Annotated in this window: 16 protein-coding genes; 10 read left to right on the top strand and 6 right to left on the bottom strand. The window is 68.6% G+C overall.

The features are described from left to right. Positions 1–44: 44 nt before the first annotated feature. On the bottom strand, positions 45–869 hold the full coding sequence (locus ACFXJL_RS17480; RefSeq protein WP_384693226.1) for a glutamate ABC transporter substrate-binding protein: 825 nt from the start codon (positions 867–869) through the stop codon (positions 45–47). Between the two features lie 58 nt (positions 870–927). Beyond that, positions 928–1,713, bottom strand: coding sequence for an amino acid ABC transporter ATP-binding protein (locus ACFXJL_RS17475; protein WP_384644148.1), 786 nt, complete (start codon positions 1,711–1,713; stop codon positions 928–930). A 295-nt stretch (positions 1,714–2,008) separates the two neighbouring features. On the opposite strand from ACFXJL_RS17475, the gene ACFXJL_RS17470 reads away from it, so the two are divergent. Then, a complete protein-coding gene (locus ACFXJL_RS17470; protein ID WP_358878907.1) occupies positions 2,009–2,713 on the top strand; it encodes a response regulator transcription factor in 705 nt (234 codons plus the stop codon). A 14-nt stretch (positions 2,714–2,727) separates the two neighbouring features. Further along, a complete protein-coding gene (locus tag ACFXJL_RS17465; protein ID WP_384693221.1) occupies positions 2,728–4,122 on the top strand; it encodes an ATP-binding protein in 1,395 nt (464 codons plus the stop codon). Positions 4,123–4,158: 36 nt separating this feature from the next. Here ACFXJL_RS17465 and ACFXJL_RS17460 read toward each other — a convergent pair whose 3' ends face one another. Further along, positions 4,159–5,154 (bottom strand): TAXI family TRAP transporter solute-binding subunit, encoded by a 996-nt coding sequence (locus ACFXJL_RS17460; RefSeq protein WP_358878909.1) that lies wholly within the window; start codon positions 5,152–5,154, stop codon positions 4,159–4,161. Positions 5,155–5,775: 621 nt separating this feature from the next. Between ACFXJL_RS17460 and miaB the strand changes: the two genes are divergently transcribed. After that, positions 5,776–7,296 (top strand): tRNA (N6-isopentenyl adenosine(37)-C2)-methylthiotransferase MiaB, encoded by a 1,521-nt coding sequence (gene miaB, locus ACFXJL_RS17455; RefSeq protein ID WP_384693218.1) that lies wholly within the window; start codon positions 5,776–5,778, stop codon positions 7,294–7,296. 170 nt (positions 7,297–7,466) lie between these two features. Beyond that, positions 7,467–8,174, top strand: a complete 708-nt coding sequence (locus ACFXJL_RS17450; protein WP_384693215.1) for a class III extradiol dioxygenase subunit B-like domain-containing protein — start codon at positions 7,467–7,469, stop codon at positions 8,172–8,174. A gap of 230 nt (positions 8,175–8,404) precedes the next feature. On the opposite strand, the gene ACFXJL_RS17445 is transcribed toward ACFXJL_RS17450, so the two are convergent. After that, positions 8,405–8,656, bottom strand: coding sequence for an antitoxin (locus tag ACFXJL_RS17445; RefSeq protein WP_358878912.1), 252 nt, complete (start codon positions 8,654–8,656; stop codon positions 8,405–8,407). Between the two features lie 22 nt (positions 8,657–8,678). After that, a complete protein-coding gene (locus ACFXJL_RS17440; RefSeq protein WP_384693212.1) occupies positions 8,679–8,969 on the bottom strand; it encodes a hypothetical protein in 291 nt (96 codons plus the stop codon). A 184-nt stretch (positions 8,970–9,153) separates the two neighbouring features. Here ACFXJL_RS17440 and miaA point away from each other — a divergent pair, with 184 nt between their 5' ends. From miaA to hflX, 6 genes are all read left to right on the top strand, one after another. Next, the gene (miaA, locus tag ACFXJL_RS17435; RefSeq protein ID WP_384693210.1) at positions 9,154–10,092 is read left to right on the top strand and encodes a tRNA (adenosine(37)-N6)-dimethylallyltransferase MiaA; all 939 of its coding nucleotides are present in this window, start codon (positions 9,154–9,156) and stop codon (positions 10,090–10,092) included. Between the two features lie 106 nt (positions 10,093–10,198). Further along, positions 10,199–10,639: a hypothetical protein gene (locus ACFXJL_RS17430; RefSeq protein WP_358879011.1), complete on the top strand. Its 441-nt coding sequence runs from the start codon at positions 10,199–10,201 to the stop codon at positions 10,637–10,639. Between the two features lie 126 nt (positions 10,640–10,765). Next, positions 10,766–11,680, top strand: coding sequence for a diaminopimelate epimerase (gene dapF / locus ACFXJL_RS17425; RefSeq protein WP_384693208.1), 915 nt, complete (start codon positions 10,766–10,768; stop codon positions 11,678–11,680). A 143-nt stretch (positions 11,681–11,823) separates the two neighbouring features. After that, positions 11,824–14,001 (top strand): RelA/SpoT family protein, encoded by a 2,178-nt coding sequence (locus tag ACFXJL_RS17420; protein ID WP_384633324.1) that lies wholly within the window; start codon positions 11,824–11,826, stop codon positions 13,999–14,001. A 66-nt stretch (positions 14,002–14,067) separates the two neighbouring features. Then, complete coding sequence (locus ACFXJL_RS17415) at positions 14,068–15,570, top strand: M1 family metallopeptidase (RefSeq protein WP_358878917.1); 1,503 nt, start codon at positions 14,068–14,070, stop codon at positions 15,568–15,570. A 302-nt stretch (positions 15,571–15,872) separates the two neighbouring features. Next, on the top strand, positions 15,873–17,378 hold the full coding sequence (gene hflX / locus ACFXJL_RS17410; protein WP_384693203.1) for a GTPase HflX: 1,506 nt from the start codon (positions 15,873–15,875) through the stop codon (positions 17,376–17,378). An 83-nt stretch (positions 17,379–17,461) separates the two neighbouring features. On the opposite strand, the gene ACFXJL_RS17405 is transcribed toward hflX, so the two are convergent. Beyond that, positions 17,462–18,637 carry a trypsin-like serine peptidase gene (locus tag ACFXJL_RS17405; RefSeq protein ID WP_384633320.1) on the bottom strand — a complete coding sequence of 392 codons (1,176 nt, stop codon included), beginning with the start codon at positions 18,635–18,637 and terminating at the stop codon, positions 17,462–17,464. Positions 18,638–18,944 lie beyond the last annotated feature (307 nt).

The raw sequence follows: 18,944 nt of genomic DNA, 5'->3' as shown, positions 1-18,944 counted from the left end.
TGGCGCGTGCCACCGGCACCGGCCGGTGGCACGTCAGCGCTGGCTCAGCCCTTCTCGGTGATGTCCGGAGCCGGCTCGTACTTGTAGTTCGCGGGGCCGAAGTTGGCCTTGACGAACTTCTCCCACGAACCGTCCGACTTCATCTTCTCCAGGGCCTTGTTGATGTCTCCCTGGAGCTTGGTGTCACCCTTCTTCAGGCCGATGCCGTACCGCTCGTCGCTCAGCCTCAGACCCACCAGCTTGAACTTGCCCTGGTGCTCCTTCTGGGCCGCGAAGCCGGCGAGGATGGAGTCATCCGTGGTCAGCGCGTCAACGGCCTTGTTCTCCAGGCCCGTCAGACACTCGGAGTAGCCGCCCTGCTCCTGGAGGTTCGCCTTGGGAGCCAGCTTGTCCTTGACGTTCTGCGCCGAGGTCGAACCGGTCACCGAGCAGAGCTTCTTGCTGTTGAGGCTGCTCGGTTCGGTGATGGAGGTCTCGTCCGCGCGGACCAACAGGTCCTGGTGGGCCAGGAAGTACGGGCCGGCGAAGGAGACCTTCTCCTTGCGCTTGTCATTGATCGAGTAGCTCGCGGCGATGAACTTGACGTCCCCGTTGGCGATCATGGTCTCGCGCTGGGCGCTCGGCGTCTGCTTCCAGACGATGTCCTTGGCGTCGTAGCCGAGTTCCTTGGCGACGTAGGTGGCGACGTCCACGTCGAAGCCGACGTACTTGCCATCGGGAGTCTTCAGCCCCACACCGGGCTGGTCGAACTTGATGCCGATGCTGATCTTGCCGCCGCCCTTGTCGTCGCTGTCACCGCCGCACGCGCTGAGCGTGAGCGAAAGGACGAGACCCGTGGCAATGGCCGCAGAAGTTTTGCGGAGCTTCATGATGAACATCCCTTTACGTCATGATTTCGTCGGTCGTCGGGGGTGTGGTGCTACGACGTCAGTGGTGCAGGATCTTCGACAGGAAGTCCTTGGCCCGGTCGCTCCGCGGATTGCTGAAGAACGCTTCGGGGGCGGCTTCCTCAACGATCTTGCCGTCGGCCATGAAGACCACACGGTTGGCCGCGGAGCGGGCGAATCCCATCTCGTGGGTGACGACGACCATCGTCATTCCGTCCCGAGCGAGTTGCTGCATCACTTCCAGCACCTCGTTGATCATCTCGGGGTCGAGTGCCGAAGTCGGCTCATCGAACAGGATGACCTTGGGGTCCATCGCCAGCGCTCGCGCGATCGCCACTCGCTGTTGCTGACCGCCCGACAGTTGCGCCGGGTACTTGTCGGCCTGGGAACCCACGCCGACCCGGTCGAGAAGGGCACGCGCCTTCTTCTCGGCCGCCTTCTTCTCCGTACGTCGAACCTTGACCTGACCCAGCGTCACGTTCTCCAACACCGTCTTGTGCGCGAAGAGGTTGAACGACTGGAACACCATGCCCACATCGGCTCGCAGCCGGGCCAGCTCCCTGCCCTCCTGGGGCAGCGGCTTGCCGTCGATGGCGATCGACCCCGAGTCGATGGTCTCCAGGCGATTGATGGTGCGGCACAACGTGGACTTGCCGGACCCCGAAGGGCCGATGACGACCACGACCTCGCCCCTGGTGATCGTCAGATCGATGTCCTGGAGCACATGCAGCGCGCCGAAGTGCTTGTTGACTTGACTCAGCACGACCAGGTCACCCGCTGCCGGGACGGCGTCCTCGGCCCCCTTGGTGACTGATACTCCGCTCACGGCCTTGCTCCGTCCTCCTCGGTTGGGAGGACAGTAGTGAGGTGGTGCGACCAGCGTCATTACATCTGAGCGGAAATTGAGGATAACGATCCGGCTTCAGGTGGACACTATCGGTGAACGCACCGGCGCCCGGCGTACCGGGTGCATAACGGAAATCGACGGTCACGGGGAAGCCCCTTGACTGTCCCCCGGGCATCGGTCTTGATGCCCTGGTACACCCGTCGTCCCATGAGGAACCAGCGACCCACCGGCTCGTGATCGACCGGACCAATGACCGTACGACCGAAGGGCGGCCATGAGGCTGTTGCTCGTCGAGGACGACAACCACGTCGCCGCCGCGCTGTCAGCAGTGCTCGCCCGCCATGGATTCGACGTGGTCCACGCACGCAACGGCGAAGAGGCCCTGCGCGCCGTCCTTCCGGACACCCATCCGGGCAAGCCCACCTTCGATGTGGTCCTCCTCGACCTCGGGCTGCCCGACCAGGACGGCTACCAGGTGTGCGGAAAGCTCCGCAAGCTCACTTCCACACCGGTGATCATGGTCACCGCGCGCTCCGACGTGCGCTCCCGCATCCACGGCCTCAACCTCGGCGCCGACGACTACGTCGTCAAGCCGTACGACACCGGGGAACTGCTCGCACGCATCCACGCCGTCAGCCGCCGTTCCACAGGTGCCGACGAGACCGGGGCCTCCGCCAGCGACGACGCGCTGCGCATCGGCACCGTCACCATCGAGTTGTCCACCCGACGGGTCAGCGTCGAAGGCACGGAAGTGCCCCTGACCCGCAAGGAGTTCGACCTGTTGGCACTGCTCGCCCAGCGCCCTGGCATCGTTTTTCGGCGCGAGCAGATCATCAGTGAGGTCTGGCGGACCAGTTGGGAGGGGACCGGGCGGACCCTGGAGGTGCACGTGGCGTCCCTGCGGTCCAAACTGCGGATGCCCGCCCTGATCGAGACGGTCCGGGGCGTCGGCTACCGACTCGTTCCGCCCGCCGCATGACACCCTGACGTCCCGTGCGCACCCGACTCCTTCCGCTCCTCATCGTCCTGATGGCCGGCGTGCTCCTCGCGCTCGGCTTTCCGCTCGCCGTGAGCCTCGCCGCGGCACAGCAGCAACGGGTGGTGGTCGACCGGATCGACGACACCGTGCGGTTCGCAGCCCTCGCCCAGTTCGTCACCGACTCCTCCGACTCGGACGAGCGGCTCACCACCCTGCGCGACCAGCTCAACCGGTACTACAGCACCTACAACATCGACGTCGGTGTCTTCTTCCGCAGCGGAAAGTCGATGGCGCATGCACCCGAGGGCATGGCCATCCCCCTGGAAGGAGAGGGGCAGCGGGCGTTCCGAGAGGCCCTCTCGGGCCGTCGCAGCCAGGACCCGCCACAAGTCTGGCCCTGGCAGGAGAACGGTCGGCTCCTGGTCGCCTCCCCCGTCGTCCGCGACGGTGACGTGGTCGCCGTCGTCTACACCGATTCACCGACCGGGCAACTGCGGTCCCGCGTGCTCACGGGGTGGCTGCTGATAGCCGCGGGGGAGAGCGCCGCGATGCTCCTCGCCGTCGGCGCGGCCTTTCGTCTCACGGGGTGGGTGCTGCGTCCCGTCCGCGTGTTGGACGCGGCCACTCACGACATCGCCACGGGACAGCTCAACTCCCGGGTGGCGGCGGCCAGCGGGCCGCCCGAACTGCGACGCCTGGCACGCTCCTTCAACGAGATGGCGGACAACGTCGAGGAGGTGTTGGAGCAACAGCGCGCATTCGTCGCCGACGCCTCACACCAACTGCGCAACCCACTCGCCGCACTGCTGTTGAGGATCGAGCTCCTCGCGCTGGAACTCCCGGACGGAAATGCGGAGATCGCCTCGGTCCGCACCGAGGGGAAGCGCCTCACGCAGGTGCTCGATGACCTGCTGGACCTGGCGCTGGCCGAGCACACCTCGGCCGCACTGGAACTCATCGACATCGGCGAACTCGCCGACGAAAGGGTCGAGTCCTGGCGGCCACTGGCCGAAGACAAGGGGGTCCGACTCGTCGGGCACCTGCTCCCGGTCACCGCCTGGGCGGACCCGGTCGCACTCTCCAGTGCCCTCGACGCCGTGATCGACAACGCCCTGAAGTTCACCCCCCGTGGAGAAGAGGTCTCCGTTTCGGTCTCCTCCCGTGGGGAGCTCTCCACGATCACCGTCGTCGATCACGGCCCGGGGCTGACCGATGACGAACTGTCCCGCATCGGCGACCGGTTCTGGCGCAGTGGCCGCCATCAGAACATCAAGGGCTCGGGGCTTGGGCTCTCCATCTCGCGCGCCCTGCTCTCGGCGGGCGGTGCCACGATCGCCTACGCCCACCACCGGCCCCATGGCCTCCAGGTCACGGTGAGTCTGCCGCGTACCCCTCCGACCCCGTCCTAAGGCCCTCGCGGAGGGGCACTCGGGCCGGGGCGCGTGTCATGGTTTGACGGAGCCGTAGTAGCGGGTGGCGCCCTCGTGCAGGGGGAGCGGATCCGTGTAGATCGCCGTGCGAAGGTCCACCAGCTGTGCGGGGTGCACCGTGTTGCCGATGCGGTCCCGGCTCTTGATCACCGTACGGGTGAACCCCTTGACCAGCTCGGGATCGATGCGCGCGGTGGTGACCAGCAGATTGGGTACGGCCATCGTGGAGACCTGGAGTCCGGCCTGCGCCTCCAGATAGGCGTCCGGTGGCATGACGGCCAGCCGGTAGTAGCTGGCGGCATCGCTCACCGAGTGGACCTTGTCCACCAGACGCGCGTCCAGCGGCAGCAACCTGATCGGGTACTCCTCGGACAGGCTCTGCACCGCCCGGGTGGGCAGTCCGCCCGACCAGAAGAAGGCGTCCAGTTTGCCCTGCTTCAGCAACTTGGGGACGACGTCTATCCCCGAGGGCACCGGCGTGATGTCCTCGGACGGATCGAGCCCGGCGGCGGCCAGGAGTCGATCGGCGATCAGCCGCACCCCCGAACCCTCGGGGCCGATCCCCACCCTCTTGCCGCGCAGGTCCTCGATCCTGTTGATCTCGGAGAACTTGGGCACGACCAGTTGTACGTAGTCGTCGTACAGCCGTGCGCAGCCGCGGAGCCGTTCATGGCCCGGCTTGCCGTCGCGGATGTACTTGGCGACGGCATCGGCCGTGGCGACGGTGAAATCGGCCTCACCCGATGCCACCCGGGCCAGGTTCTGCTGGGACCCCTCGCTGAGCCGCAGATCTATGTCCACCTCGGGGAGGTCACGAGCGAGCGCCTCCTTCAAGAGCACCCCGTACCGTTGGTACACGCCGTTCTGGAGGCCGGTACTGAAGGTGATCGAACCCTGCGGACTCGCCTCGCCGATCGGAAGCAGCCACCAGAGCAGCAGTCCGAGCAGCACCAGGACCGCCGTCGTCGCTTGGAACGCACGTCGGCTGATGTGGGACATGGCCTGGAACATGGTTGCGATCCTGTCAGGTCGTCTCCCGCGCTGAACAGGCTCGTGCGGTTCCGCTCCCGGGACGGTCTGCGGTGGGCGAACGAACCGGGCGGCCCCGCTGGTGCGCGGACCCGGGAAGGCGTACGGCATCGTTCGGCGACCCCGTGCGGGGCCGTTCACACCCATCGCCCGCGGCCCCCGGAGACCGGATCATGGGGGCTTCCCGATGTACGGGCCGGCGAGCGCTCCCTACAGAGCGCACCCCGTCCGCTGTGGAGAGCGCGGGCTGCGCGCGGGCGTACATCCTCTACGGAACTGATGGAGCAGGCCCTCTGCGGTCCTGCGTAGGCGTGATGCGCCGATGCGCGCCATGGGCCGACCGCCTGCTGCGTAGCCGAATCGCTTCGGACTGTCCGCACCTCGTTCGCACGGCGGTGAGGCGGGCGCTCCCGTCGCAACTCACCGGGCGCAGCCGCACGCGGACCCGGCCGCGGACCCCGCGCACGCCCGGGCACCGACGGTACGCGATCCGCCCCGGCCGACAGCGTTCCGAGCCGTCCGAACCCTTGCCCGGCCCGGTCAACGGAGTCCGTGACGGGCTCCCCGGCCAGAACTGTCCGAGCCACCGCCTACCCTTGTCACATGACCAGCAGCAACCGGAGCCAGGCCGTGGGCGTTCAGCGCAGTTATGAGATCCGCACCTATGGGTGTCAGATGAACGTTCATGACTCCGAACGGCTGTCCGGACTGCTGGAGGACGCGGGCTACGTCCGTGCTCCCGCAGGGGCCGACGGCGATGCCGACGTCGTCGTCTTCAACACCTGCGCCGTCCGGGAGAACGCGGACAACAAGCTCTACGGCAACCTCGGCCGGCTCGCCCCGATGAAGACCAAGCGTCCCGGCATGCAGATCGCCGTCGGTGGCTGCCTGGCCCAGAAGGACCGGGACACCATCGTCACCAAGGCGCCCTGGGTCGACGTCGTCTTCGGCACGCACAACATCGGCAAGCTGCCGGTCCTCCTCGAACGCGCCCGGGTCCAGGAAGAGGCGCAGGTCGAGATCGCGGAATCCCTGGAGGCGTTCCCCTCCACGCTGCCCACCCGCCGTGAGTCCGCCTATGCCGCGTGGGTCTCGATCTCGGTCGGCTGCAACAACACCTGCACCTTCTGCATCGTGCCCGCACTCCGCGGCAAGGAGAAGGACCGCAGGCCGGGCGACATCCTCGCCGAGATCGAGGCACTCGTCTCGGAGGGCGTCAGCGAGATCACCCTGCTCGGCCAGAACGTCAACGCCTACGGATCCGACATCGGCGACCGCGAGGCGTTCAGCAAGCTCCTGCGTGCCTGCGGGCGGATCGAGGGCTTGGAGCGGGTCCGCTTCACCTCTCCGCACCCGCGCGACTTCACCGACGACGTGATCGCGGCGATGGCCGAGACCCCGAACGTGATGCCGCAGCTCCATATGCCGCTCCAGTCCGGCTCGGACCCGATCCTCAAGGCCATGCGCCGCTCCTACCGGCAGGAGCGTTTCCTCGGGATCATCGAGAAGGTACGCGCGGCCATCCCGCACGCCGCCATCTCCACGGACATCATCGTGGGCTTCCCCGGTGAGACGGAGGAGGACTTCGAGCAGACCATGCACGCGGTCCGTGAGGCGCGCTTCGCGAACGCCTTCACCTTCCAGTACTCCAAGCGCCCCGGCACCCCGGCCGCGACGATGGACGGACAGATCTCCAAGCAGGTCGTCCAGGCACGGTACGAGCGGCTGGTCGCCCTCCAGGAGGAGATCTCCTGGAACGAGAACAAGAAGCAGGTCGGCCGGACACTCGACGTCATGGTCGCCGAAGGAGAAGGCCGCAAGGACGGCGCGACCCACCGACTGTCCGGGCGCGCTCCTGACAACCGGCTGGTCCACTTCACCAAGCCCGACGCCGAGGTGCGCCCGGGCGACGTGGTGACCGTCGACATCACCTACGCCGCGCCGCACCATCTGTTGGCCGAGGGTCCGGTGGTGTCCGTCCGTAGGACGCGCGCCGGGGACGCCTGGCAGAAGCGCCAGGACGCACGGGCGGCGAAGCCCGTCGGGGTGATGCTGGGCCTGCCGCAGATCGGTGCGCCCGCGCCCCTGCCGGCAGTCGCCGCGCCCGGGTGCGGCCTGGGCTGAGAGGCCAAACCGCCCGCAGCCCGAGCGGCGCTGTGGGCTACCGCCGCGCCGGTCGTTTCCGGTACCCGCCCGTCGGTCGTGCTGTGCCGATCGGCTGAACGGTCCGACGACGAAAGCTCCACCAGGACGTCACTCCCCAAGACGGCGACCCCCGCACTAGGCTGGCGATCATGCTTGTCGCCGCCGCCGTCTGTCCCGCCCCACCGCTGCTCATCCCCGATGTCGCCGTGGGCGCCGCCCCGGAACTGGACGCGGCGCGGACCGCCTGCGCCGACGCCATCGGCGTACTCGCCGCTGCCCGCCCGGACCGGCTGGTCGTCGTCGGCCCCGCGGCCGAGGGCGACCGCGGCCCGCACCACGCAGGTGCGGTCGGCTCCCTCAGCGGATTCGGGGTGCGGACCACCGTCAGCCTGGGCACCGGTGAACCGCAGTCCCGCCGGCTTCCGGTGTCCCTCACGGTAGGTGCCTGGTTGCTGGAGCACGCTCGGTGGGCGGCCTGTCCCGTCGAGGGCCTGGGCGTGGACGACGCGTTGGAGACCGCGAGGTGTCTGGCGGCAGGGCGTGAGATCGCCGCCCGGGCGCCGCGGATCGCCCTCCTGGTCATGGGCGACGGCAGCGCGTGTCGTTCCGTCAAGGCCCCCGGCTATCTGGATGAGCGGGCCGCCGGCTTCGACGCCGTCACCGCTCGTGCGCTCGCCACGGCCGACCTCGGGACGTTGGCCGAGTTGGACGCCGTTCTCGCGCGGGAACTCCAGGTGGCCGGGCGAGCCTCCTGGCAGTTGCTCGCAGGGGCTGCGGAGGGCGCCGGACTGGATGGCCGACTGCTGTACGAGGACGCCCCCTACGGGGTCGGCTACTTCGTCGCCGCCTGGTCTTAAGCCCCGAAGCCCCGAAGCCCCGAAGCCCCGAAGCCCCGAAGCCCCGAAGGCGCGAAGGCGCGAAGGCGCGAGGGGTGCCCGGCCGTACGGCTGTCCCGTGCGAAAGATGTGGGGCGGCGGCGTGGAGCCGCGCGGGGTCGCGTGCCGTGCCCTTGGCTCGACGATCGAACGGCCGACGGCCGACGGCCGCGGAGCGGGATGCTCCGCGGCCGTCGGACGGTCGGTCCTGCTCAGGTGGCCGGCGGCGGCGTGGTCGGAGGGGTTCCGCCGTCGTCCTTGTGTGCGATCCGGTCCAGGGCCTCCTTGGCCTTTCCGGTGCCGGACTCGATCTGACCGCTGTACTTGCCCTTGGTCTTGGAATCAACCGCCTTGGCGGCCTTGTCCAGACCCTGCTCGATCTTGCCCCCGTGCTGCTGAGCGAGGTCGGAGACCTTGTCCTTGGCCGGGGCGAGCTTGGCCTTCAGTGTGTCCATGAAGCCCATGGGGCACCTTTCCTCGGGGGACCTACTTGCGGGCGCCCTCGCCGGCCTCGCTGTCCGCGGCCTCCCCGGCGGACTGCTGCCGGGGAATCTCCACGCCCTCGGCGGCCGGAGCCTCGGCTTCCGATGCCTCGTCGGCAACGGAGTCAGCGGCCTCCGGCTTCTCCGCCGATCCGTCCGTAGACGTTTCGGCGCCAGAATCGCTGCCGGCCTCGGGTTCCTTTGTCAGGCTACCCGCGGCCGACTCATCGACACCGTCACCCTCGGTGGGAGCAACATCCTTGGACTTACGAAGGAACCGTGCAAAAACGCCCATATTGACTCCATAGCGTACTCGTGTGAGTGAAGTTCCGCGCCATCCGGAGAGCCCTGTTGCCTCGACCCCGGGGGCACCGGTCGGGAAACCGGCGTCCGTCACCTCGCAACAGGAAACGAAGCCCAGGCCGTGCCGTTACCTCGCTCGTTCGGGGACACCTCCCGGTGTTTGCGAGACTGGGGCCGTGAGAAGCGCAGCTCCCGTACCGAGGGTCATCGCGGTCGTCGGCCCCACCGCAGCCGGAAAGTCCGATCTGGGGGTCTTCCTGGCCCACCATTTCGGCGGTGAAGTCGTCAATGCCGACTCCATGCAGCTCTACCGTGGGATGGACATCGGAACGGCAAAGCTGACGCCGGACGAGCGCGGCGGCATCCCCCACCACCTCCTCGACATCTGGGACGTCACCCAGACGGCGAACGTCGCCGACTACCAGAAGCTGGCCAGGGCGGAGATCGATCGGCTGCTCGCCGCGGGACGCACCCCCGTCCTCGTCGGAGGCTCCGGGCTCTATGTCCGTGGCGCGATCGACACCCTCGACTTCCCGGGCACCGATGCCGCGATCCGAGCCCGGCTGGAGGCGGAACTTGCGCTGGGGGGCCCGGGACCGCTGCACGCTCGGCTCACTGCCCAGGACCCCGCGGCGGGGCGAGCGATCCTTCCCAGCAACGGCCGTCGTATCGTTCGGGCGCTCGAAGTGATCGAAATCACCGGCAAGCCCTTCACCGCCAATCTTCCCCGCCACGAGAGCGTCTACGACACGATCCAGATCGGCGTCGACGTCGCCCGCCCCGAGCTCGACGAGCGCATCGCGAGCCGCGTGGACCGGATGTGGGACGACGGTTTCATGGCGGAGGTGCGCGCACTGGAAGCAGAGGGGTTGCGCGAGGGGCTCACGGCGTCGCGCGCCTTGGGCTACCAGCAGATCCTTTCCGCGCTCGCCGGTGAGTGCAGCGAAGCCGAGGCGCGTGAGCAGACCATCCGTGCCACCAAACGCTTCGCGCGCCGTCAGGATTCATGGTTTCGACGCGATCCCCGGGTGCACTGGCTCAGTGGGGCGGCCGAGCATCGCGGGGAACTTCCGCGGGAGGCCCTGGCGTTGGTCGAACGAGCGGTTACAGCCTGATCACGTGATGGCATCGGGACGCACTGCCCGTCAATGCGGTGCCCCGGGCCGTGCCATCATCGAGCATCGATCGACTGTGGAGTCCGAGTGGGGAGGGCGCGTGGCGATGGAGGCCGGCCCTCACGACACGGACCAGCAACAGCGGGATGCGGCGGACATCGCGCCCCGGCTGAGCCCGGACGGCCCCGATGACGAGGGTCAGCTCGCGGCCGAGGTCGAAGTGGAGCTCCGTCCCGCCCGCCGGCTCAGGATCTGGCAACTCGCTCCCATCGTCGTCCTCGCGGCCGTGGGCTCGCTGATGTTCGCCTTCCCCCTCGCCTTCGGTACGGGTGAGGGCGGCGCGGTTGTCGCCATGCTCGGTCTCCTCATCAGCTGCTGTGCCGCGGGCTGGGGAGTCATGGCCGCTCGCCGGGTCGGACACACCTGGCCCGGGCTGCCTGCCCGCGGTTCCGGGGAGCGCCCCGACTGGCGGGTTCTGGCGCTGTACGTGGGTGTGGGAGCGGTCCTTGTCGCCCTGGCGATCTGGCGAGTGGCCCGCCTCCGCTGATCTGCTTTCCCGCCGCCTCAACGAGATGCCCGACGCCTGGCCACGAGATGGCGCCCGCTCCAGCCGGTCCGGATCGTCTCGTACCCGGAATCCCTCGGTGATCACCGGCACCCGCCACCTCGTACGATGGACGGCGTGAGCACCACACAGCCCGCACCGATCGCCTTTCTCAAGGGGCACGGAACCGAGAACGACTTCGTGATCGTTCCGGACCCGGACAACGCCCTCGACATCCCTGCTGCCCTGGTGGCCAGGCTCTGTGACCGCAGGGCCGGCATCGGCGGCGACGGACTGCTTCACATCGTCCGGTCCGCTGCCCATCCCGAGGCGCGCTCCATGGCCGACGAGGCCGAGTGGTTCATGGACTACCGCAACGCCGACGGTTCGATCGCCGAGATGTGCGGCAACGGCGTACGGGTCTTCGCCCGCTACCTCCAGCGCGCAGGCCATGCCGCCGTCGGCGATCTCGCCGTCGCGACCCGGGGCGGGGTGAAGCAGGTCCACATCGCCAAGGGGACCGACGCGACGAACGGTGAGATCACCGTGCGCATGGGCCGTGCCGTACTGCCCGAGGAGACGGTCACCGTCACCGTGGGGGAGCGGGCCTGGCCCACTCGTAACGTCAACATGGGCAACCCCCACGCCATCGCCTTCGTCGAGGACCTCGACCATGCGGGGGACTTGCACGCCGAGCCCTCCCATGTGCCCGCGGCCGTCTACCCGGACGGGGTGAACATCGAGTTCGTCGTCGATCGGGGCGAGCGCCATGTCGCCATGCGGGTCCACGAACGGGGCTCGGGCGAGACCCGGTCCTGCGGGACGGGCGCCTGTGCGGTGGCGGTGGCTGCCGCCCGCCGCGATGGACTCGATCCGGCGATCACGCGTACCCCCGTCGCGTACATCGTGGATCTGCCCGGCGGGCGATTGGTGATCACGGAGCACCCGGACGGGGAGATCGATATGACGGGCCCGGCCGTGATCGTCGCTGAGGGTCACATCGAACCGCTCCTACTCGCACACTCCGAAACCAGCGCAGGATAGAGCTTCGCTCGAATGGGTGATCCGGTTCACGCTGGGCGAGAGCCGGACTGCTCCACGTGGTGGGCTCGGTAGCATCAAGCACCGGCCCGGAGGGCACTCCTGCTCTAGCCATCGCCGGTCGATTCCCGCCCGGAGGTGCCCCCATGAGTGCAGAGGCCGCCAACCCTGGTGCCCACAGCCGCAGGCGCGGCCGGCCCAGGATCGACCTCCGCAGGTTGGGACGTGCCGCGCTCCTCGGGCCGACCACCCGCGATCGGTTGTCCGACGCGATCGGGCACGTCGCCGACGCTCACCGCGCCCATCACCCGGACGCCGACCTCGCCATCCTCCATCGGGCGTACGTCCTAGCGGAGTCGTCGCACCGAGGTCAGTTCCGCAAGAGCGGCGAGGCTTACATCACCCATCCCCTCGCGGTCACCCTGATCCTCGCCGAACTCGGCGCGGAGACCACCACCTTGACCGCCTCGCTCCTCCACGACACCGTGGAGGACACCGATGTGACGCTCCACCAGGTGAAGTCCGAGTTCGGTGCCGAAGTGGCCTATCTCGTCGACGGGGTCACCAAACTGGAGAAGGTCGACTACGGGGCGGCGGCCGAACCCGAGACCTTCCGCAAGATGCTCGTCGCCACCGGCAACGACGTCCGGGTGATGTCGATCAAGCTGGCCGACCGGCTGCACAACATGCGCACCCTCGGCGTGATGCGTCCCGAGAAGCAGGAACGGATCGCCAAGGTCACCCGCGACTTCCTGATCCCGCTGGCCGAACGCCTCGGGGTGCAGGCGCTCAAGACAGAACTGGAAGACCTCGTCTTCGCGATCCTCCACCCCGAGGAGTACGAGCGGACCCGCCTGCTCATCGCGGAGAACCCCACCGCAGGGGTGGCGCTGGACGCGATGGCCGAGAACTTCCGCGCCGTGCTGCGTGAGGCGGGCATCGCGGCCGAAGTCGTCATCAGACCGCGGCACTTCGTCTCCGTACACCGGGTGAGCCTCAAGCGCGGTGAACTACGCGGAACGGACTTCGGACGGCTGCTCGTTCTCGTCGGCGAGGACGCCGACTGCTATGCGGTCCTCGGGGAGCTGCACACCTGCTTCACTCCGGTGATCTCCGAGTTCAAGGACTTCATTGCCGCGCCCAAGTTCAACCTCTACCAGTCCCTCCACACCGCCGTCGCCGGCACGGACGGCTCGGTCGCCGAAGTCCTCATCCGCACCCACCAGATGCACAGGGTCGCCGAGGCCGGAGTGATCGCCCTCGGCAATCCCTACACGTCCACCGAGTCCCCGGACGGGCCCGACCGAACCCTCGGCGCGCTCGACCAGGACGACGAGGAGCGCAGGGACCCCACCAGGCCCGGATGGCTCTCCCGACTCCTCGAATGGCAGGAGTCCACCCCCGATTCGGACGCCTTCTGGTCATCCTTGCGCGCAGATCTCGCCCAGGACCGCGAGATCACCGTCTTCCGCGCCGACGGCCAGATGCTGGGTCTCCCCGTCGGCGCGAGCTGTGTCGACGCCGCCTATGCGCAGTACGGCGAGCGTGCCCACGCCTGTATCGGGGCACACGTCAACGGCCGCCTGGCGACGCTGAGTACGGTGCTCAGGGACGGTGACACCGTCCATCTGCTGTTCGCCCACGACACCCGTACGGCACCGGTCCCCTCGCCGACCGGGGTGATCCAGGGCGGCCCAGGTGCGCAGGACGCAGCCTCCGGGCCCTCCCCGCAGTGGCTGGACCACGCTCGTACCCCCGCCGCACGGATCGCCATCACCTCCTGGCTCAAAGCCCATCCGGAAGGCGCCGCGCCCCAGGCGGCTCCGCCGCGCAGATCGGTACCGGTCACGCCGGACACCAGCCCCTCCACCGCCGTGAACGCCGTCGTCGACCTCCCCGACACGACCGTGCGCCTCGCCGGCTGTTGTACCCCCGTGCCCCCCGACGCGGTCACCGGATTCGCCGTACGCGGCGGGGTGGTGACCGTTCACCGTGAGCAGTGCGCCGCGGTCACCCGGATGAAGTCATTGGAGCGGCGACCGATCCCGGTGCGCTGGGGCGAGGCGGCTGCCTGCCGGGTGACCCTCGTCGCCGAGTCGTTCGGACGGCCCCACCTCCTCGCCGACCTCACCGAGGCGATCGCCATCGAGGGCGCGGCCATCGTCTCCGCGACCGTCGAACCACCCAGCCAGCAGCGCGTGCGGCACACGTACACCCTGCAACTCCCGGACGCCGCCGGGTTGCCCGCCCTGATGCGGGCCATGCGGGCGGTACCCGGCGTGTACGACGTCGCCCGCCGTCAGCGCCCGGCACCCACCGGCTGACTCCGTTTGAGTGGCACGGAGCGCGCCGCGGCCCCCGGGGACGCCGTGCACTGGTAGCGGTTGTCCATGCTGCCCACTTCCCGACCCACCGGCACCCGGCGCGCACTGCGCGCCGCGCTGCTGGCTGCGGCTGCGGCCTGCCTCGTCGCCGCCGTCCTCCCCCCTCCCTCGCCGGCACCCCTGGGCATCGGCGACCCGCTCTTTCCCCACCTGGGCAATCCGGGTTACGACGTCGTCGAGTACGACATCGCCTTCACCTACCACGGCGGCAATGACACGCCCCTGGACACGATCACCAAGATCGACGCATGGGCCACCGAACGGCTGGAGCGCGTCAACCTCGACTTCACCCACGGCACGGTGGGCGCGGTCGAGGTCAACGGCCTCCCGGCCGAATTCGCCACCGCAGGGGAGGACCTCGTCGTCGAGCCCGCCCTTCCCCTGGAAGCCGGCTCACGGCTGCGGATCACGGTGAAGCACACGAGCGATCCGCGGGGCAAAGCGGGCGCCGGCGGCTGGGTGCGCACCGGCGACGGGCTGGCGATGGCCAACCAGGCGGACGCGGCCCACCGGGTCTTCCCATCCAATGACCACCCCGCGGACAAGGCGCACTTCACCTTTCGGATCACGGCGCCCAGCAAGCTGACCGCCGTGGCCAACGGGGTGCGGCAGTCCAAGCAGGAGCACGGTTCCACCACGACGTGGGCCTATCGCACCCGCCACCCCATGGCCACCGAACTCGCCCAGGTCTCGATCGGCACCTCCGCCGTTCCCACCCGGAAGGGTCCCGGCGGCCTGCCCGTGCGCGATGTGGTGCCCGCCAAGGACCTCGCCACCCTGGAACGCTGGCTCAAGAAGACGCCGGACCAACTGACGTGGATGGAGGGGAAGGTCGGTCGCTACCCCTTCGAGACGTACGGCGTCCTCATCGCCGACGCGGAGACGGGCTACGAACTGGAGACGCAGACCCTGTCGCTCTTCGAGCGCCGCCTCTTCGTCAACGGCCAGTTCCCCGAGTGGTACGTGGACTCGATCATGGTCCATGAACTGGCCCACCAGTGGTTCGGCGACAGCGTCTCCCCCCACACCTGGTCCGACCTGTGGCTGAACGAGGGCCATGCCACCTGGTACGAAGCGCTGTACGCGAAGGAGAAGGCCGGGCACTCCCTGGAGGCCAGGATGCGTGAGGCGTACCGTCGCTCGGACCAGTGGCGCGCCGAAGGTGGACCGCCCGCGGCGCCCAAGCCCCCCGCACCCGGGCAGAAGATCAGCCTCTTCCGTCCGGTGGTCTACGACGGCAGCGCACTGGTGCTGTACGCCCTCCACCAGACGATCGGCAGCGAGGCGTTCGACCGTCTGGAACGTGCCTGGGTCAGCGACCACCGCGACGGAACGGCCACCACGAAGGACTTCACCGATCTCGCCGGAAGGATCGCGCAGCGTGACCTCACGTCGTTCTTCCAGGGCTGGCTGTACGAGGAGCGGACACCGCCGATGCCGGGTCACCCCGACTGGCGGACCAGCATGCCCGCGAAGGCCGCGGGCCCGGTGAAACCTCCGGCCCGGTGAGCAGGGGTTGAGCAGGGCCCCTGCCCCGCGTCCAGATCGCCTGTCGCGGCGGCGGGGCGGGGCGCGCCGCGGTCAGGGAAATCGCGTGACGCCCTGTATCGGGTCGTGCGACCATCGACCCGATACAGGGCGTCGGCTTCCGGCCGTGGCAGGGCACGGGCCGCAGCCCACGACGGGAATCTTCCGGGACCCGTCACACGTTGACCCCTATGCAGGAGTACCGGCGTATCGTCGTCCGGCACCGCTTGGGCCTCGCTACGAGCGCGCAGGCATTCCTTCCACCTCTTCGACGTAAGGATCCAATGACCTCCTCTTCTTCCACTTCCCAGGACGAGCAGAGCTTCGACTCACAGAGCTTGGCCGATGCGCGCACCGACAGCCTTCGGGCCGATGCCCTGATGGAAGAGGACGTCGCCTGGAGCCGTGAGATCGACGGGGAGCGGGACGGCGAACAGCTGGAACGCTCCGAGCGTGCCGCGCTGCGGCGGGTGGCCGGCCTCTCCACCGAGTTGGAGGACGTCACCGAGGTCGAGTACCGACAGCTGCGCCTGGAGCGTGTGGTGCTGGTCGGCGTCTGGACCTCGGGGACCATGCAGGACGCGGAGAACTCCCTCGCGGAGCTCGCGGCCCTGGCCGAGACCGCTGGCGCCGTGGTGCTCGACGGTGTGTTCCAACGCCGGGACAAGCCGGACTCCGCCACCTACATCGGCTCCGGCAAGGCCCAGGAGCTGAGGGACATCGTGCTGGAGACCGGCGCGGACACGGTGGTCTGCGACGGTGAGCTCAGCCCGGGCCAGTTGATCCACCTCGAAGACGTCGTCAAGGTCAAGGTGGTCGACCGCACCGCCCTCATCCTGGACATCTTTGCGCAGCACGCCAAATCCCGTGAGGGCAAGGCCCAGGTCGCCCTGGCGCAGATGCAGTACATGCTGCCCAGGCTCCGCGGCTGGGGCCAGTCGCTCTCGCGGCAGATGGGTGGCGGTGGCGGCGGGGGTATGGCAACCCGTGGACCTGGTGAGACCAAGATCGAGACGGACCGGCGTCGGATTCGCGAGAAGATGGCGAAGATGCGCCGTGAGATCGCGGAGATGAAGACCGGCCGGGAGATCAAGCGGCAGGAGCGTCGGCGCAACAAGGTGCCGTCGGTCGCCATCGCGGGTTACACCAACGCCGGGAAGTCCTCCCTGCTCAACCGTCTGACCGGCGCCGGAGTCCTGGTGGAGAACGCACTGTTCGCCACGTTGGACCCCACCGTGCGTCGGGCGGAGACCCCGAGCGGCCGGGGCTACACGCTGGCCGACACCGTCGGATTCGTACGTCATCTGCCCCACCACCTGGTCGAGGCGTTCCGCTCCACCATGGAGGAGGTCGGCGACGCCGACCTGATCCTCCATGTGGTGGACGGCGCGCACCCGGCTCCGGAGGAGCAGTTGGCTGCGGTGCGTGAGGTGATCCGTGACGTCGGTGCGGTGGATGTGCCGGAGGTCGTGGTGATCAACAAGGCGGATGCCGCCGATCCCGTGGTCCTCCAGCGACTGTTGCGGATCGAGCGACATGCGATCGCGGTGTCGGCGCGCACCGGTGAAGGCATCGATGAGCTCTTGGCCCTCATCGACGCGGAGTTGCCGCGGCCCGAGGTCGAGATCGAGGCCCTCGTCCCCTATACCGAGGGCGGATTGGTCTCTCGGGTGCACGCCGACGGAGAAGTGCTCTCCGAGGAGCACACTCCCGAAGGGACACTGCTCAAGGCCCGAGTCCACGAGGAACTGGCTGCCGCACTGGCCCCGTACGTTCCTGTCACTCACTGACCACACACAACGGTTGAGGGCCCACCCCCTGTGTGGGGGTGGGCCCTCAACCGTTCTGCAGTGCCGAACTCTCGACGGGCTGGCTACTGACCGGCGAACTTCTCGCTCACCGCGTCATAGACGGCCTTGGCCTCAGGTCCGAGCCTCGGGCCGGCGAGCCAGCCTGCCGAGACCGGGCCGATCGATGTGTTGGAGACCAGGGCCGGCTTGCCGTCCTTGCCGTTCGCCACCCAGCCTCCGCCGGACGAGCCACCGGTCATCGTGCATCCGATGCGGTACATCGTGGGCTCGTTCGTCTTCACGGAGAGCCGCCCCGGCTCGTCCGGGCACTGGAACATCTTCTCGCCGTCGAAGGGCGGCGCGGCCGGATAGCCGGTCGCCGTCATCTTCGTGATCTGACCCACCGCAGGGGCATTGAAGTCCACCGGCAGGGCAGAACCGACCGTCTCCTCCAGCGACTTCCCCGTCCCGCCCTTCTCCGGGGTCACATGGATCACCGCGAAGTCGAACGGCGCACCCTGACCACCGGTCTTCGCCCCCTGGCCGATCCACTGGTCGGACGTCTGGGCCCAGTCGCCCCACCACACTCCATGGGGAGCGATCTCTTCCTTGGTGGCGCTCTCCAACTGTGCGGACGGCTTGGCGCCATCGTTGTACGACGGCACGAAGGCGATGTTCCGGTACCAGCCGCCCTTCTTGCCGGCGTGGACACAGTGGCCCGCGGTCCACACCATGTTGGACTTGCCCGGGTTGGCCGGATCCTTCACCACTGTCGCGGAGCACACCATGGAGCCCTCGGGCCCGTCGAAGAACACCTTGCCGGCCTCGGGGGCGCTCGTCCGGTACGGGGCGGCCACCGCAGCGGCGCTCACCCGTGCCGGTGTCGGGTCGGTAACCCCCTCATCACCGGAGATGTCCTCGTCGATCGGCTGCTCCGGGGGCTTCTCGGCGTCCCTCATCCGATCCGGGTCCCAGAGGCCCTCGATGATCGGGTTGACGAAGTCCTGGGCCTCACGCAGCCACTTGTCCTTGTCCCAGTTCTTCCACTCGCCATTGCGCCACTTGTCGAGGTCTATCCCGTGTGCCTTGAGCCGGTCCTTCAGCTCGTCCGGGATCGTGATCTTGCCATCGGTGGGTGCGGCGGCGGGAGCGCTCGGCTTGTCGCCCGCGTTGTCCTCGCCGGGACCACAGGCGGTGGCAGTCAGGGCGAGGACAGCGGCCAAGGAGGCCGCCGCCAGCGTCGGACGAATGGGTCGCATTTCGTGATCCCCCTGGGACTTCGATGTTCCTGTGCGTGTGAACCGTGGAGCTGTGCGTCTCAAACCGCGAAACTGCCGAACCGGGCGAAATCCGTCCCATCGGTAGGCCGATGAAATGCCCGGAACCGCCGCGAACCTTACAAGGCTCCGCCCTTCGCGGCACATGGCCCCACTGAGCCGGTGCCGATGGGGACGGTGAAGGAGACGCCCGCGGTTCCGAGCGCACAAGGATCTTGGCCCCGACCGTGATTACCGACCACCGCCGTCGTTTGTCCCCGAGGGGAGATACGAGGGCGCCGGCCGCCGT

Source organism: Streptomyces sp. NPDC059256, from assembly GCF_042753785.1.
Taxonomy (GTDB): domain Bacteria; phylum Actinomycetota; class Actinomycetes; order Streptomycetales; family Streptomycetaceae; genus Streptomyces.
The sequence above is the reverse complement of the archived record's forward strand: the minus strand, read 5'-3'. Positions and strand labels throughout refer to the sequence as shown.

What these genes read in the sequence shown, in the direction of transcription:
- ACFXJL_RS17460 (WP_358878909.1), bottom strand. Translation starts at nt 5,154, where the DNA reads ATGTTCCAGGCCATGTCCCACATCAGCCGACGTGCGTTCCAAGCGACG.
- ACFXJL_RS17440 (WP_384693212.1), bottom strand. Translation starts at nt 8,969, where the DNA reads ATGGGCGTTTTTGCACGGTTCCTTCGTAAGTCCAAGGATGTTGCTCCC.
- ACFXJL_RS17430 (WP_358879011.1), top strand. Translation starts at nt 10,199, where the DNA reads ATGGAGGCCGGCCCTCACGACACGGACCAGCAACAGCGGGATGCGGCG.
- ACFXJL_RS17480 (WP_384693226.1), bottom strand. Translation starts at nt 869, where the DNA reads ATGAAGCTCCGCAAAACTTCTGCGGCCATTGCCACGGGTCTCGTCCTT.
- ACFXJL_RS17470 (WP_358878907.1), top strand. Translation starts at nt 2,009, where the DNA reads ATGAGGCTGTTGCTCGTCGAGGACGACAACCACGTCGCCGCCGCGCTG.
- miaB (WP_384693218.1), top strand. Translation starts at nt 5,776, where the DNA reads ATGACCAGCAGCAACCGGAGCCAGGCCGTGGGCGTTCAGCGCAGTTAT.
- ACFXJL_RS17445 (WP_358878912.1), bottom strand. Translation starts at nt 8,656, where the DNA reads ATGGGCTTCATGGACACACTGAAGGCCAAGCTCGCCCCGGCCAAGGAC.
- ACFXJL_RS17415 (WP_358878917.1), top strand. Translation starts at nt 14,068, where the DNA reads ATGCTGCCCACTTCCCGACCCACCGGCACCCGGCGCGCACTGCGCGCC.
- dapF (WP_384693208.1), top strand. Translation starts at nt 10,766, where the DNA reads ATGGACGGCGTGAGCACCACACAGCCCGCACCGATCGCCTTTCTCAAG.
- ACFXJL_RS17450 (WP_384693215.1), top strand. Translation starts at nt 7,467, where the DNA reads ATGCTTGTCGCCGCCGCCGTCTGTCCCGCCCCACCGCTGCTCATCCCC.
- ACFXJL_RS17405 (WP_384633320.1), bottom strand. Translation starts at nt 18,637, where the DNA reads ATGCGACCCATTCGTCCGACGCTGGCGGCGGCCTCCTTGGCCGCTGTC.
- ACFXJL_RS17420 (WP_384633324.1), top strand. Translation starts at nt 11,824, where the DNA reads ATGAGTGCAGAGGCCGCCAACCCTGGTGCCCACAGCCGCAGGCGCGGC.
- hflX (WP_384693203.1), top strand. Translation starts at nt 15,873, where the DNA reads ATGACCTCCTCTTCTTCCACTTCCCAGGACGAGCAGAGCTTCGACTCA.